Origin of the sequence: Rhodococcus sp. P-2 (genome assembly GCF_016598535.1) — a bacterium.
Lineage (GTDB): Bacteria > Actinomycetota > Actinomycetes > Mycobacteriales > Mycobacteriaceae > Rhodococcus_F > Rhodococcus_F baikonurensis.
This window is the reverse complement of sequence record NZ_CP066779.1, coordinates 199,770-213,623: the sequence shown is the minus strand read 5'-3', so window position 1 is coordinate 213,623 and position 13,854 is coordinate 199,770. Positions and strand designations below refer to the sequence as shown.

Sequence of the window (13,854 nt, the reverse complement as noted above, 5' to 3'; positions counted from 1 at the left end):
GGGTACCGACAGCTCACCGGGTGCCGACTACCGTCCCGTCTGCGGCGTATCCGACGAGGGTTGGACGCGGGAATGTGAGCGATAATGGAATCCACCCGTAGAAGCGGTCTTCGGCAAGAATTGTGGGATAGATATTGCCATCAGCGGTGTGAAGTTCGGCCCGAACGGCGCCCCCCGCGCCTGCGTCGTAGGTCGCCTCGTGCGGGCCAGCTTCGTAACCGGCTCCGCCCCCGAATGAATCTGCGCCGTACAAGTCGTCGTTCGATCTGCAGCCGTGTCCGAGGCTGGTGAATTTCGACGGTCCAATCTTGTCGACGTCGGCTGACGGCTCGAAAACCGGGGCGACGCACCTCCATCCGTCCTCGCCGTGGGCGACGAAGACGCTGAACAGGGATCCGTCAGGTCCGGGAATGGACCCGACCCGCTCGGCGGTGGACGGATCTATTCCGCCGTTGGTTCCCGGCATCGTCTGCCAACCGGAGTACATGTCGGTAAACGGTTTCGGCATCATCGCCGTGGCAGCGGCGCAGCCCACCACCACTGCTGCGCAGATCGCCGCGACGAGAACGAGGGCACCGACTTGGCGGCGTGGAGTTTTGGTTGCTCCAATGTTGTTTTCGGTAGCCATGATTCGGGTGCGTGCGGCATCCTGGACCTTCTCGGGCCAGAATTCTGTGGTAACCGCATCGGTCGGCCGCAGCATCTCGAGCGTGGTCAGAAGATCTTTGCTCATGGGGTACTCCCGTGTTCGGCGGCAGCGCAAGGTCGAGTGACGTTGATCGGGATCGCGGTGACGGATTCTGGTGTCAAACCGCTGCTCAATCGACGCCGAGCGCGAAAGAGACGAACGTGCATGGCTGGCACCGAACACCCGGCGACCCGCGCTGCTTCGGTGGCGGTCAATCCGTCCCAGGCAGTCAGGAGTAGAGCTTCACGCTCGATGACGGTGAGTGTTGCCAGTGCTTCGAGAAGTTCCGTGCGGTCGGTGACAGTGACGTCGGCGCCCGGCGTCGATGCCGCAATCTGCTCGATTCGTCGCATCTTCTCGGTGAGCGCATCATTGCGTCGAACGCTTCGACGGCTGTTGTTCACGGTGTTTCGAGCTACCACCAACAGCCAGGGCAGAGCCTGCTCGGGCACTTCGTCCAAGCGTCGCCAGGCAACGAGGAACGTCTCGGAGACAACTTCCTGTGCGCTGTGATGATCGACGTGGCGGCAGGTATACGCGAACACCCGACCGGCGTAGTCGTCCCACAAGGCGGTGAAACGCTCTTCGTCGCTCGGTGGCGGCCTGTCCTCGGTTTTCGGCGTCATGTGAAGAGATGTCCGGCTGGTCGCTGATCCTTACAGCGTGGGCGTCAGTAGACGGTTTGCCGTGCTACTCCGTCCGAGGATTCCGACTGTCAGAAGCAACAACGCCAGGATGTACAGCGTCATGATCCAGATGCCGGCAGCGGCAGGCTGCCATTTGTTCGCCTGACCGAGCAGGATGAGGGCGTCAGAGGCGAGGAACAGTGCGCCGCCGATACCGGTGATCGTGTTGTACGCCAGTGCGGTAGATGCGGTTCCCACCAGGATTGCGGCGTACACGGGGACGGCAATTCGAAGTGCCGGTTCGAGCCCGGTCCAGGCATACGACACAAGAGCGATCCCGGCGACGGTGTAGGAGCACAGAAACCATGGCCGCCTTCGCATCTCCCGAAAAGCGCCGTGCGAGAGAAAGAATCGGATGAAACAGAGGTGACCGATCGCGAAGGCTGCCATCCCGATGACGAATGTGGAGTCCCAGATCAGGAACAGGTCTCCGAAAGCGCAGGCAATCAAGGCAGCAGCAACAATTCTCGGTCCACGATGACCGACAACCCAGGCAGCCAGAATCGGCGCGAGCATGACCTTGGTGATCCCGTCCCAGGGCTCAGCATCAGCGGCATTCAGGATCAGATGAATAATCGCTACCGCGGAAAACCCTACGAACCAGGGCGACCGGATGATGCTGGTCAGTCCGGCAGAACGATCGGATTCACGCATCGCCTCAGTGTACGAAGTCCGCTGCACGCTCGGCGAGGTCGAGCGCCGGCTGGGGGAGTATGCCGAGGATGAGCGTGACACCGGCGCCGAGGCCGATCACACTGCTGGTCAGCGCACTCGGCACCACGACGGTCGGAGCGTCCGCGGCCGATTCGGTGAAGAACATCAACACGATCACTCGCACGTAGAAGTACGCGGCGATTGCGCTGCACAGGACGCCGACGATCACCAGAGGTGCGGCGCCACCCTCGGCAGCCGCGCTGAACACCGCGAACTTTCCGATGAACCCACTGGTCAACGGAATCCCGGCGAAAGCCAACAGGAACAGCGCAAACACGACCCCGACCAGTGGTGAGCGCCGGCCCAATCCGGCCCAGCGCGTCAGCGTCGCGACCTCACCGTCTGCGTCCCGAACCAGACTCACGACGGCGAACGCGCCCACTGTGCTGAATCCGTAAGCCAGAAGATAGAACATCGCCGACGCGAGGCCGGCGTCCGAATCCGCAACCACTGCGGTCAGAATGAATCCGGTGTGTGCGATGGCCGAATACGCCAGCATCCGCTTCATATCGGTCTGCGTCACGGCGACGATCGATCCGACAACCATCGTGAGAATCGCGACCGCCCACATCAGCGGACGCCAGTTCACGTATTCGTTGGGCAGGGCTACGTAGAAGACACGAAGGATGGCGCCGAATGCGGCGATCTTGGTCGCCGTCGCCATGAAACTGGTGATCGGCGTCGGCGCCCCTTGATAGACGTCGGGAATCCACGAATGGAATGGCACTGCACCGACTTTGAACAGCAATCCCACCGCCACGAGTGCTGTCCCGAGCCACAGGAAGGCATCGGTCCCCGACCCGATGCGTGCTGCGTCGGCGATACCGGAGAGAGTGACCGTCCCGGCATAGCCGTACAGCAACGCGATTCCGAAAACGAAGAACGCCGACGAAAATGCCCCGAGCAGAAAGTACTTGAGCGCAGCTTCCTGGGAGAGTAGGCGACGTCGACGTGCCAGCCCGCACAGGAGGTAGAGAGGCAGTGAGAACACCTCGAGCGCAACGAACATCGTCAGCAGATCGTTCGACGCGGGAAAAAGGAGCATGCCGCCGACCGCGAAGAGGGTGAGCGGAAAGACTTCGGTCTGGGCGATACCGACCTTGACTGCTTCTTGTTCCGCAACGCTTCCCGGGACGCTCGACGCTTGAGGAGTGAAACTGCCGAGCGCGTCGTGTTGCGCGATCACCTCGGCGGTGTTGCCCGATCCACGTTCGGCGATCAGCAGTACTGCGGGGATCGACACGAGAAGGATGGTCGCCTGCAGGAAGAGCGTCGGACCGTCGACCGCTACCGAACCCATCATCGCCGTCGACCGCGTACCGGCCAGCAGAAGCACTGCCACGAATGCGGCCGCCAAACCTGCGACACCGAGGACGAGTTGCACGGGGTATCGAATACGCCTGGGCGCGAACGCTTCGATGAGTACCCCGAGCACCGCCGCGCCGAACACGATCAACATCGGCGAGAGCAGGCTGTATTCGATACTGGGTGACGCCGTACCGGCTGAACCGAGAACGGTCACGTCGGTGAAGGAACTCATTTGTGGGCACCTCCTTCGTGGTCGGCGACAAGCGGTGTCGGCGCCTCGTCGAAGACCGTGTGGCTCACTGCAGGAGTGATGACGTCCAAGGCAGGCTTGGGGTAGATGCCGAGTAGCAGCAGGAGAGCGATCAGAGGGGCGACCACCACGAGTTCACGTCGCGCGAGGTCGCGGATCGTTCCCTGCCCTTCCTTCACTGGTCCGCCCATCATTCGCTGATAGAGCCAGAGTATGTAGATCGCGGACAGCACGAGCGCAGCAGTCGCCGCGATGGCAGCGACGTGATAGCGCGAGTACGTTCCGACGAGCACCAGGAATTCACTGATGAACGGAGCCAGACCCGGCAGCGACAGCGTTGCCAGGCCCGCAACGAGGAAGGTCCCGGCCAGGACGGGTGCGACTTTCTGAACGCCGCCGTAGGCTGCGATCGATCGCGTACCCCGCTGTGAGACCAGGAATCCCGCGATCAAGAACAGTGCCGCCGTCGAGACACCGTGGTTGACCATGTACAGCGCGGAACCGGCCTGGCTCTGGCTGGTCATCGCGAAGATACCGAGAATGATGAAGCCGAAGTGTGAAATCGACGTGTAGGCGATCAGGCGCATGACGTCTGTCTGCGCGATAGCCAGTATCGCGCCGTAGACGATACCGATCACAGCTAGCGTGATGATCCACGGTGCAAAAGTCGACGACGACTCCGGGAACAGTTGCAGGCAGTAGCGAATCATCGCGAACGTGCCCACCTTGTCCACGACCGCCATCATCAACACCGCTGTCGACGGAGTCGATTCCACCGCGGAGTCCGGCAACCAACTGTGTAGCGGCCAGAGCGGTGCTTTCACCGCGAACGCGAACATGAATCCGAGGAACAGTGCGTTGAGCACCCCGGGTCCCACACCGAGTTCACCGCTGTTTGCCGCTGAGGCGATCGCCCGGAAATCGAAAGTGCCGCTGGTGAAGGGACTCTCGTCGCGGGTGGTGACCACGTACAGGCCGATGACCGCAGCGAGCATGACCAGGCCGCCGAGGAGGTTGTAGAGCAGAAACTTCACCGCAGCGCGAGATCTACCCACTCCACCGAACCCGCCGATGAGGAAATACATCGGTATCAGCATCGCCTCGAAAAAGATGTAGAACAGGAGAATGTCCAAGGCGCTGAACGAAATCATCACCATGGACTCGACAACAAGGATCAGAGCGAAATAGGTGTGCGGCATCCGTTTGGGTGATGCCGGGTCTGCAGGGACGTCGTTCCAGCCGGCGATCAGAAGCAGTGGGACCAGCACGGCGGTCAGGAGAACCAGAACGAGGGCGATGCCGTCGAGTCCGAGTGTGTAGGTCGTACCGAATGCCGGTATCCAGCTGTGACTTTCGACGAACTGAAACTGCTCGCCGCCGCGGTCGAACGCAACTCCGAGCCCGGCGGCGACCACCAGAACCACCACGGAGACAGAGAACGCGAGAGACTTCGCAAATTGGTACGACCGTGCCGGCAGAGCGAGGACAACACCAGCTCCGATGAGCGGAAGCAGCCAGAGCACCGTCAAGGCGGGGAAGCCGGCATTGGTCACAGAGTCGCTCACCGCTGCTTCGATCACCACAGTTTCGATCACCACAGTGTCACCGCCATCATTGTCGCGACCACGAGTGTTGCTCCGACAAACATCACCAGCGCGTACGAACGAACGAACCCGGTCTGCAATCTCCGCGTGAGCGCGGACAACCCGGTGACGACCACCGCAAAGCTGCCTACGACGCCGCCGATTCCCTTGGTGTCGACCACTTCCAACGACTTGGTGAGTTGTTGTCCCGGCTTCATGAACACCGTCTCGTTGAAGGCGTCACCGTACAGATCGTGGCGAGCCGCAACGGTCAACGGTGAAACCGGAGTCGGTGCCACCAGTGGAATCTCCCGGGTGGCGTACTCGCGATAAGCAATCGCGATGCCGGCGGCAACTGCGAGCAGTGCCAGCGCGGTGATCGACCATGCGGGTATCGGCGGTTCGACGTGATGGGAGCCGACAACCGGTTCGAGCCAGTTCTGCAAGCTGGACCCGATGGTCAGGAGCAGGCCGGCGCCGACGGACCCCACCGCCAAGATGATCATCGGTGACGTCATCACCGCCGGAGATTCGTGAGGTTTCTGGTTCTCCCAGCGGGCCTTCCCGAAGAAGGTCATCAGCATCACGCGGGTCATGTAGAAGGCAGTGAGCGCCGCACCCAAGAGCGTGACGATGCCCAGCACCACACCCTTGACACCGCCCTCGCCGATTGCAACCTCGATGATCTTGTCCTTGGAGAAGAACCCGGCAAACGGCGGAACACCGATGATGGCAAGGTAACCGAGCCCGAACGTGACAAAAGTCAGTGGCATGAACGCTCGGAGTCCGCCGTAGCGCCGCATGTCGGTTTCGTCGTTCATCGCGTGCATCACGGAGCCTGCGCCGAGGAACAGGCCTGCCTTGAAGAATCCGTGGGTGATCAGATGAAGGATTGCGAAGGCGTATCCGGCTGGTCCGAGTCCCGCGGCCAGGACCATGTAACCGATCTGACTCATGGTCGACGCCGCGAGGGCCTTCTTGATGTCGTCCTTCGCGCAGCCGATGACTGCGCCGAACAAGAGCGTCACCGCACCGACGATGACAACCACGAGCTGAGCGCCGGGTGCGAGATCGAAGATCGGATTGGAGCGCACGATCAGGTACACACCGGCAGTGACCATCGTGGCAGCATGAATAAGGGCCGATACGGGGGTGGGGCCCTCCATTGCGTCGCCGAGCCACGACTGCAGCGGCACCTGGGCGGACTTCGCGCACGCAGCGAGGAGGAGCATGAGACCGATCGCCGTCAGGACACCTTCGCTTGCGCCGGACGCGTCGGCGAAGACGTTGCTGAACGCGAGCGAGCCGAAGGTGCTGAACATCAACATCATTGCGATCATCAATCCGATGTCGCCCACCCGATTGACGACAAAAGCCTTTTTGGCCGCCGTCGCCGCCGACGGCTTGTGCTGCCAGAATCCGATGAGCAGGTATGACGCCAAACCGACGCCTTCCCAGCCGACGTAGAGTCCGAGGAAGTTGTCGGCGAGCACGAGGAGCAGCATCGCAGCGAGGAAAAGATTGAGGTACGCGAAGAACTTACGACGCTCGGGGTCGTGCGCCATGTAGCCGACCGAGTAGATGTGGATCAGTGAACCTACACCGGTGATGAGCAGAACGAAACACATCGACAGTTGGTCCAGCTGCAGTCCGAACTCGACCTGAAGACTGTCGACCGGGACCCAATTGAACAGGTGCTCGGTGACGGTGCGGTCGGCGGTGTCGCGGCCGAGCATGGCGATGAAAAACACCACTGCGACGACAAACGACGCGAGAGCCATGACGCAGGCGAGTAGGTGACCCCACGCGTTCGTGCGACGACCGGCCAGCAAAAGGACAGCGGCGCCGCACAGCGGCAGAGCGGGGAGCAACCAGATGGCGGACGTGATTCCTCCTGACATGTCAGTACTTCAGCAGGTCTGCGTCGTCGACGGATACAGAACGCCGAGATCGGAAGATGATCATGATGATTGCCAGACCGACGACTACTTCGGCCGCAGCGACCACCATCGTGAAGAAGGCGAAGATCTGGCCGTCCAGATTGCCGTGCATGCGCGCGAAGGTCACGAACGCCAGGTTGGCGGCGTTGAGCATCAATTCGATACACATGAACACCACGATGGCGTTGCGGCGCAAGAGGACTCCCGCGGCCCCGATGGTGAACAACAGGACGGACAGATACAGGTAGTTCTCGGGATTCATCGCTGAGACTCCTCACCGGCACTCGGATCCGGGGATCGCGGAGTGAGCGCGCTGCTGACAGAGAGGGTCGAGAACGATCCGTCCGGCAACAAGGCCGGCATGTCCACCGCGTTGTGACGTGCGTACACACCGGGACTCGGGAGTGGAGTGGCGGAGCCCTTTTCGGGATTGCTCTCATCACTGCCCAGGTACGTGAACCGTTGCTGCGAGAGTTCGCGTTGGCTGAGCGTGGCTCCGATCTTCTCCCGGTGCGCGAGCATCATGGCGCCCAGTGTCGCCGTGATCAGTAGAGCTCCGGTCAGTTCGAAGGCCCAGACGTAGCGGATGAAGATGAGATCGGCGAGAGCGTCGATGTTGCCCTGGTCGAGTCCGGTGAAACCGGTGAAGCCCGAGATCGATGCATTTCCGAGTCCGCCGATGAGCAGCAACCCGAAGCCGACGCCGATCACGATCGCGCTGACTCGTTGTCCCCGTAGTGTTTCGACCAAGGAGTCCGAAGAATCGACGCCCACGAGCATCAGGACGAACAAGAACAACATCATCACCGCGCCGGTGTAGACGACGATCTGGACGACACCCAGGAACAGTGCGCCCTGCACGATGTAGAACACGGCCAGGATGATCATCGTCATCGCAAGGAAGAGCGCAGAGTAGACGGCCTTGGGAGCGGCGACGACACCCAAAGCGCTGATCACCGCAAGGGTTCCGAGGATCCAGAATTGCACCGCCTCGCCGGTGGAGGTCGATGTCATCGTTCCCTCCGCCAGGACCGTGGTCGTGACCGCCCCGATCATTTCTCGGTCTCCGGGTTCGTCTCTTGCTCGGGTGCCGCTCGTTCGGGTGCTGCTGCGATGTCGCCGCGGTAGTAGTCGTCCTGAGTTGTGCCGGGACGCAGCGCGTGTGGTGGCGCTGCCATGTCGGGTTTCAGGGGCGCGAGCAGTTGGTCTTTCTCGTAGATCAACCCAGCTCGGTTATCGTCGGCCATTTCGTATTCGTTGGTCATCGTGAGGGCCCGAGTGGGGCAGGCCTCGACGCAGAGGCCGCAGCCGATGCACCGCAGGTAGTTGATCTGATACACCTGCCCGTAGCGCTCACCGGGGGAGAACCGTTCTTCTTCGGTGTTGTCAGCGCCCTCGACGTAGATCGCATCGGCGGGGCAGGCCCAGGCACACAGCTCGCAACCGATGCACTTCTCGAGTCCGTCCGCATACCGGTTGAGTTGATGGCGACCGTGGTATCCGGGCGCGGTGGGGCGCTTCTCCTCCGGATAGAACTCGGTCTCGGGTTTCTTGAACATGGTCGAGAGCGTCACTCCGAAACCCGCGATAGGTCCGAGGAAATCAGGCATGGGAGTCCTCCGATGTGTCGGAAACATCTGTGCGCCGCGGCGGTGGCACGTTCTGACCCGGCAGTTTTCGGGCCGGCAGTGATTGACCTGGGAGCGGTGGAACCGGGAAGCCACCCGACAGACCATCGAAAGGCAGGAGCTCCGAATCGGGCACCGACGAGGCAGTTCGGCGTCGGCCGCGGTAAGTCCCGGCCAACACCGCCAAAAGTCCAGCTCCGAGAACCAGTGCGACGCAGAGGAGTACGAGCCACGTGTTGTAGCCCTCGTTGCGGAACGCACGAACGGTCGCGATCACCATCACCCACACCAAGGCTGCGGGGATCAGAATCTTCCAGCCGAGATTCATGAACTGGTCGTAGCGCAACCGCGGAAGGGTGCTGCGCAACCAGATGAAGACGAAGAGGAAGCCCCACACTTTGGCGACGAACCACAGCACGGGCCACCAACCGGAATTTGCGCCGTCCCACAGGTTGAACGGGAACGGTGCGTGCCACCCGCCCAGAAACAGCGTCGTGGCCAGAGCGGACACCGTCACCATGTTCACGTACTCGGCCAGCATGAACATCGCGAATTTGAGTGAGGAGTACTCGGTGTGGAAGCCGCCAACCAGCTCACCTTCGGCCTCGGGAAGGTCGAAAGGGGCTCGGTTGGTTTCGCCGACCATCGCTGTCACGTAGATCAGGAATGAGGGCAGCAGAAGAAAGATGTACCAGGCACCCTGTTGGGCGCTGACGATGCCGGACGTGGACATCGTTCCGGCGTAGAGGAAGACGGCGGCAAAGGACAACCCCATCGCCACCTCGTAGGAGATGACCTGCGCGGTCGATCGAAGTGCGCCCAGTAGTGGATACGTCGATCCCGAAGACCAGCCGGCAAGCACGATGCCGTACACACCGATCGAGGTCACGGCCAGGATGTAGAGAACGCCGACCGGCAGATCGGTCAGTTGCAGAGGTGACCGGGTTCCGAAGATCGACACCTGCGGACCGAACGGAATGACGGCAAACGCCATGAACGCCGGGACGACCGCGATCACGGGCGCGAGCAGATAAATCGGCTTGTCGGCGCCGGTCGGCGTGATGCCTTCCTTGAGGGCGAGCTTGATTCCGTCAGCGAGACTCTGGAGCATTCCGCGGGGGCCGACGCGGTTCGGTCCGACACGCATCTGCATGCGCGCCATCACTTTTCGTTCCGCGTAAATCGCCACCAGCGGGGTGAGTACGAGGAACACGAAGATGGCGAGCGCCTTGCCGATCACCAACCACCATGGGTCGTGCCCGAACGCCGACAGGTCGACCGGAGCAGCGACGCTCTCGTACTCGTGGGCGGTCATTGCGTTCCCGCCTTCGCGATCTTCACGACAGATCCCGCGGTGGCGCAGAGTGTTTCGTAGACGGTGCTACGCGGTGAATTGAGCGGCAACCAGACAGTTCGAGGTGGTAGTTCGGTGATTTCCAACGGCAAAGTGACGGTGCCGGAGTCAGTCGACACGGCAACCTGATCACCGTTATCGGCTTCGATCTCGGCGGCGGTCTCGGCCGACAAACGCACGACGGGGGATCGAGCAGTACCGGCCAGGTTGGGTTCGCCGTCCTGCAAACGACCATTGTCGAGCAACATCCGCCAACTCGACAACACCGCTTCGCCTTGCGCCGGTGACGGCACGGTTGCTGCCAGTACCTGGGGTGGGGTGGGGCGCGATCCGGACCATGCTCCGAGGCGGTGTATCTCCGCGCGCGCGGAAGCTGCGTCGGGCAGGCCAAGATCGATACCCATCTCGGCTGCGATCGCGTGGAGAACGCGCTGATCGGGCATTACGCCTGTGGTTCTCAATGCGGTGTCGAACACACGCTCGCGGCCTTCCCAGTCGAGGAAGGTTCCGGGCTTCTCGGCGACCGGTGCCACCGGGAAGACGACGTCGGCGAGTTCGGTGACTTCGCTGTGACGGATTTCCAAGCTCACCACGAATCCGGCGGCTTCGATCGCGGCGCGTGCCTTCGCGGGGTTCGGTAGGTCACTCAACTCGACGCCGCCGATCAGTAGCGCAGCAGTCGTCGGCCCCGAATCCAGGAGGCTCGTGGTATCGCGACCGTCGGACGTCGGGATGGGGGCGTCCCACACCGATTCCACCTCTCGACGTGCCATCGCGTCCGCAACGAGGCGTCCACCGGGAAGCAGTCCCGGTAGGGCGCCGGCCTCGACGGCGCCGCGATCACCAGCGCGGCGTGGGACCCAAGCAAGAGAAGCTCCCGTCGCTTCGGCGAGACGGACCGCGGCCGAGAAGCCGCCCGCCACCTCACTGAGTCGTTCGCCCAACAGGATCACCGCACCGGGCCGTCGGAGAAGCTGACCCTCCGCACTTTCCAGGCGGGCCAACGAATCCATCAGAGCTGCTTCACTTCCGGGAACGGTCCGAAGCAAAGTGCCGCCCATCTTCTGCAGGCCCCGAGTAGCGAATGGCGCGCAGGAGAGCACGGTTGTCTTGCCGAAACGAGCGGCTTTGCGTAGCCGCAGAAAGATGATCGGTGACTCCTCCTCGGGCTCGAGAGCTACCAGCAATGCAGTCGGGGCAGATTCGAGATCCTGGTACGTCACCGACTCTTCGAGCGTGCGGCCCGCGAGGTGAGCTGAGAGGAAACCGCTCTCTTCGGCCGAATGAGAACGGATTCGGAAGTCGATGTTGTTGGTAGTGAGAGCAACTCGCGCGAACTTGCTGTAGGCGTAGGCGTCCTCCCGGGTCGAGCGCCCACCGACGAGTACGCCTGCGTCACCGCGGGCCTGCGCGAAGGATCGCGCAACGAGGTCGAGTGCCATGGGCCACGACGCCGGAATCAATTCGCCGTCAGCGTTGCGGATGAGGGGAGTGGTGATCCGGTCACCTTGGGTCGTGTACGTGAAAGCGAAACGGCCCTTGTCGCAGTTCCACTCCTCGTTGACGTCGGGGTCGTCGCCGGCGAGGCGACGAAGAACCTTGCCGCGACGGTGGTCGGTGCGCTGGGCACATCCGTCGGCGCAGTGTTCACACACGCTGGGGCTGGACACCAGATCGAACGGTCGCGCCCGGAATCGGTATGCCGTACTGGTGAGCGCACCGACCGGGCAAACCTGGATGGTGTTGCCCGAGAAGTAGGACTCGAAGGGCTCGTTGGCGTAGATCCCGACCTGTTGAAGCGCGCCGCGCTCGAGGAGCTCGATGAACGGGTCGCCGGCGATCTGACTCGAGAATCGCGTGCATCTGGCGCACAGGACACAACGCTCGCGGTCGAGGAGGATCTCGGACGAGAGGGGGATGGGCTTGGGGTAGGTTCTTTTCTCCTCGCCGAACCGGGATTCGGTGCGACCGGTCGACATCGCCTGGTTCTGGAGCGGACACTCGCCGCCCTTGTCGCACACGGGGCAGTCCAGAGGGTGGTTGATGAGCAGGAGTTCCATCACCCCGCGTTGGGCCTTCTCGGCCACAGGCGACGTGAGCTGTGTGGTGACCACCATTCCGTCCGCAACCGGTGTCGTGCAGGACGCCACCGGCTTGCGCTGACCTTCGACTTCCACGATGCACTGACGGCAAGCACCGACCGGATCCAGAAGGGGATGATCGCAGAACCGCGGAATCTGGGTGCCGATCATTTCCGCAGCGCGAATGATCAACGTGCCCTTGGGTACCTGGAGTTCGCGGCCGTCGACGGTGAGAGTGACGAGATCGGTCGGCGGTGCCGCATCGGCTCCGGTGGTGGCATTCGTGGTGGCGTCGGCTGCAGTCATGAGACGAACGCTCCTGTCGCGAGTACGGACCGGCGAGGATCGAACGGGCATCCGTTGCCGTCGAAATGCGCTACGTATTCCTCACGGAAGTACTTCAGGGAAGACATGATCGGGCTGGTCGCTCCGTCACCCAACGCACAGAAGGACTTTCCGAGGATCGTGTCGGAGATGTCGAGAAGTTTGGTGAGATCGGCTTCGGTTCCTGTTCCACCTTCGAGTCGCCGCAGGATCTGCACCAGCCAGTACGTACCTTCGCGGCACGGCGTGCACTTGCCGCAGGATTCGTGGGCGTAGAACTCGGTCCATCGCAACACTGCGCGCACGATGCAGGTTGTGTCGTCGAATATCTGCAGTGCCTTGGTGCCCAGCATCGATCCCGCGGCGCCGACGCCCTCGTAGTCGAGTGGTACGTCGAGATGTTCCTCGGTGAAGATCGGCGTCGACGATCCTCCGGGAGTCCAGAATTTGAGTGTGTGTCCAGCGCGAACCCCGCCTGCGTATTCGAGCAGCTCGCGCAGAGTGATCCCGAGTTCAGCCTCGTACTGGCCGGGCGTGGTGACATGACCCGAGAGCGAATACAGCGTGAATCCCGGTGACTTCTCAGATCCCATCGACCGGAACCACTCCGGGCCGCCCAGGACGATCGACGGAACACTCGCGATGGACTCGACGTTGTTGACCACGGTCGGGCAGGCATAGAGACCGGCGACAGCGGGGAACGGCGGCCGCAGTCGAGGCTGACCGCGTCGTCCCTCCAACGAATCGAGAAGGGCCGTCTCTTCCCCACAGATATAGGCGCCGGCTCCGGCATGGACGACGAGATCCAGATCGAAACCCGAACCGAGAATGTTGCGGCCCAGATATCCGGCCGCGTAAGCCTCGGCGACGGCGGTCTGCAGGCGTCGCAGAACCGGGACAACCTCGCCTCTGACGTAGATGAACGCCTTCGCTGCTCGAATTGCGTGCGCCGCGATGATCACTCCCTCCACCAACGTGTGTGGGGTCGCCATCATCAACGGCATGTCCTTGCATGTGCCCGGTTCGGACTCGTCGGCATTGACGACGAGGTAGTGAGGCTTGCCGTCTCCTGGCTTGTCTTCGGAGACCTGGGGGATGAAGCTCCACTTGAGGCCTGTCGGGAAGCCCGCGCCGCCACGTCCGCGCAGGCCCGCGTCCTTGACGGTTTCGATCACGGCGTCGGGGGGCGTGGCCAGCGCTTTGCGCAGCGCCTGGTAGCCGTCGCGGCGAAGGTAGCTGTCGAGGGTCCATGAATTCGGTTGATCCCAATAGCGACTCAGGACGGGGGCGAGTGTCAT

12 protein-coding genes are annotated in these 13,854 nt (G+C 62.3%); all 12 read right to left on the bottom strand.

Annotation, left to right across the window (positions count from 1 at the left end):
• Positions 1-13: 13 nt before the first annotated feature.
• The 12 genes from I7X09_RS01045 to nuoF are packed head-to-tail and all read right to left on the bottom strand — an operon-like array spanning position 14 to position 13,854.
• On the bottom strand, positions 14-733 hold the full coding sequence (locus I7X09_RS01045) for a hypothetical protein (RefSeq protein WP_124569773.1): 720 nt from the start codon (positions 731-733) through the stop codon (positions 14-16).
• The gene (locus tag I7X09_RS01040; RefSeq protein ID WP_124569772.1) at positions 730-1,314 is read right to left on the bottom strand and encodes an RNA polymerase sigma factor; all 585 of its coding nucleotides are present in this window, start codon (positions 1,312-1,314) and stop codon (positions 730-732) included. The genes I7X09_RS01045 and I7X09_RS01040 overlap by 4 nt, the downstream gene beginning before the upstream one ends.
• Before the next feature lie 30 nt (positions 1,315-1,344).
• Positions 1,345-2,028: a lysoplasmalogenase gene (locus I7X09_RS01035; RefSeq protein ID WP_095970598.1), complete on the bottom strand. Its 684-nt coding sequence runs from the start codon at positions 2,026-2,028 to the stop codon at positions 1,345-1,347.
• 4 nt (positions 2,029-2,032) lie between these two features.
• A complete protein-coding gene (gene nuoN / locus I7X09_RS01030; protein ID WP_200315132.1) occupies positions 2,033-3,628 on the bottom strand; it encodes an NADH-quinone oxidoreductase subunit NuoN in 1,596 nt (531 codons plus the stop codon).
• Entirely contained in the window at positions 3,625-5,229 is a 1,605-nt protein-coding gene (locus I7X09_RS01025; protein WP_200317607.1) for an NADH-quinone oxidoreductase subunit M, read from the bottom strand. Before I7X09_RS01025 ends, nuoN begins: the two co-directional genes overlap by 4 nt.
• A gap of 8 nt (positions 5,230-5,237) precedes the next feature.
• The gene (nuoL, locus tag I7X09_RS01020) at positions 5,238-7,130 is read right to left on the bottom strand and encodes an NADH-quinone oxidoreductase subunit L (RefSeq protein WP_200315130.1); all 1,893 of its coding nucleotides are present in this window, start codon (positions 7,128-7,130) and stop codon (positions 5,238-5,240) included.
• A 1-nt stretch (position 7,131) separates the two neighbouring features.
• Positions 7,132-7,431, bottom strand: a complete 300-nt coding sequence (nuoK, locus tag I7X09_RS01015; protein ID WP_003942238.1) for an NADH-quinone oxidoreductase subunit NuoK — start codon at positions 7,429-7,431, stop codon at positions 7,132-7,134.
• Positions 7,428-8,225 (bottom strand): NADH-quinone oxidoreductase subunit J, encoded by a 798-nt coding sequence (locus I7X09_RS01010; RefSeq protein WP_200315128.1) that lies wholly within the window; start codon positions 8,223-8,225, stop codon positions 7,428-7,430. The genes nuoK and I7X09_RS01010 overlap by 4 nt, the downstream gene beginning before the upstream one ends.
• Complete coding sequence (gene nuoI / locus I7X09_RS01005; protein ID WP_095970594.1) at positions 8,222-8,779, bottom strand: NADH-quinone oxidoreductase subunit NuoI; 558 nt, start codon at positions 8,777-8,779, stop codon at positions 8,222-8,224. Before nuoI ends, I7X09_RS01010 begins: the two co-directional genes overlap by 4 nt.
• Positions 8,772-10,112 carry an NADH-quinone oxidoreductase subunit NuoH gene (gene nuoH, locus I7X09_RS01000; RefSeq protein ID WP_095970593.1) on the bottom strand — a complete coding sequence of 447 codons (1,341 nt, stop codon included), beginning with the start codon at positions 10,110-10,112 and terminating at the stop codon, positions 8,772-8,774. The genes nuoI and nuoH overlap by 8 nt, the downstream gene beginning before the upstream one ends.
• On the bottom strand, positions 10,109-12,538 hold the full coding sequence (locus I7X09_RS00995) for an NADH-quinone oxidoreductase subunit G (RefSeq protein WP_200315126.1): 2,430 nt from the start codon (positions 12,536-12,538) through the stop codon (positions 10,109-10,111). The genes nuoH and I7X09_RS00995 overlap by 4 nt, the downstream gene beginning before the upstream one ends.
• Positions 12,535-13,854 (bottom strand): NADH-quinone oxidoreductase subunit NuoF, encoded by a 1,320-nt coding sequence (gene nuoF, locus I7X09_RS00990; protein ID WP_200315124.1) that lies wholly within the window; start codon positions 13,852-13,854, stop codon positions 12,535-12,537. Before nuoF ends, I7X09_RS00995 begins: the two co-directional genes overlap by 4 nt.

Bases quoted from the DNA above. Each gene is read 5' to 3' on its own strand.
- I7X09_RS01045 (WP_124569773.1), bottom strand. From the start codon at position 733: ATGAGCAAAGATCTTCTGACCACGCTCGAGATGCTGCGGCCGACCGAT.
- I7X09_RS01040 (WP_124569772.1), bottom strand. From the start codon at position 1,314: ATGACGCCGAAAACCGAGGACAGGCCGCCACCGAGCGACGAAGAGCGT.
- I7X09_RS01035 (WP_095970598.1), bottom strand. From the start codon at position 2,028: ATGCGTGAATCCGATCGTTCTGCCGGACTGACCAGCATCATCCGGTCG.
- nuoN (WP_200315132.1), bottom strand. From the start codon at position 3,628: ATGAGTTCCTTCACCGACGTGACCGTTCTCGGTTCAGCCGGTACGGCG.
- nuoL (WP_200315130.1), bottom strand. From the start codon at position 7,130: ATGTCAGGAGGAATCACGTCCGCCATCTGGTTGCTCCCCGCTCTGCCG.
- nuoK (WP_003942238.1), bottom strand. From the start codon at position 7,431: ATGAATCCCGAGAACTACCTGTATCTGTCCGTCCTGTTGTTCACCATC.
- I7X09_RS01010 (WP_200315128.1), bottom strand. From the start codon at position 8,225: ATGATCGGGGCGGTCACGACCACGGTCCTGGCGGAGGGAACGATGACA.
- nuoI (WP_095970594.1), bottom strand. From the start codon at position 8,779: ATGCCTGATTTCCTCGGACCTATCGCGGGTTTCGGAGTGACGCTCTCG.
- nuoH (WP_095970593.1), bottom strand. From the start codon at position 10,112: ATGACCGCCCACGAGTACGAGAGCGTCGCTGCTCCGGTCGACCTGTCG.
- I7X09_RS00995 (WP_200315126.1), bottom strand. From the start codon at position 12,538: ATGACTGCAGCCGACGCCACCACGAATGCCACCACCGGAGCCGATGCG.
- nuoF (WP_200315124.1), bottom strand. From the start codon at position 13,854: ATGACACTCGCCCCCGTCCTGAGTCGCTATTGGGATCAACCGAATTCA.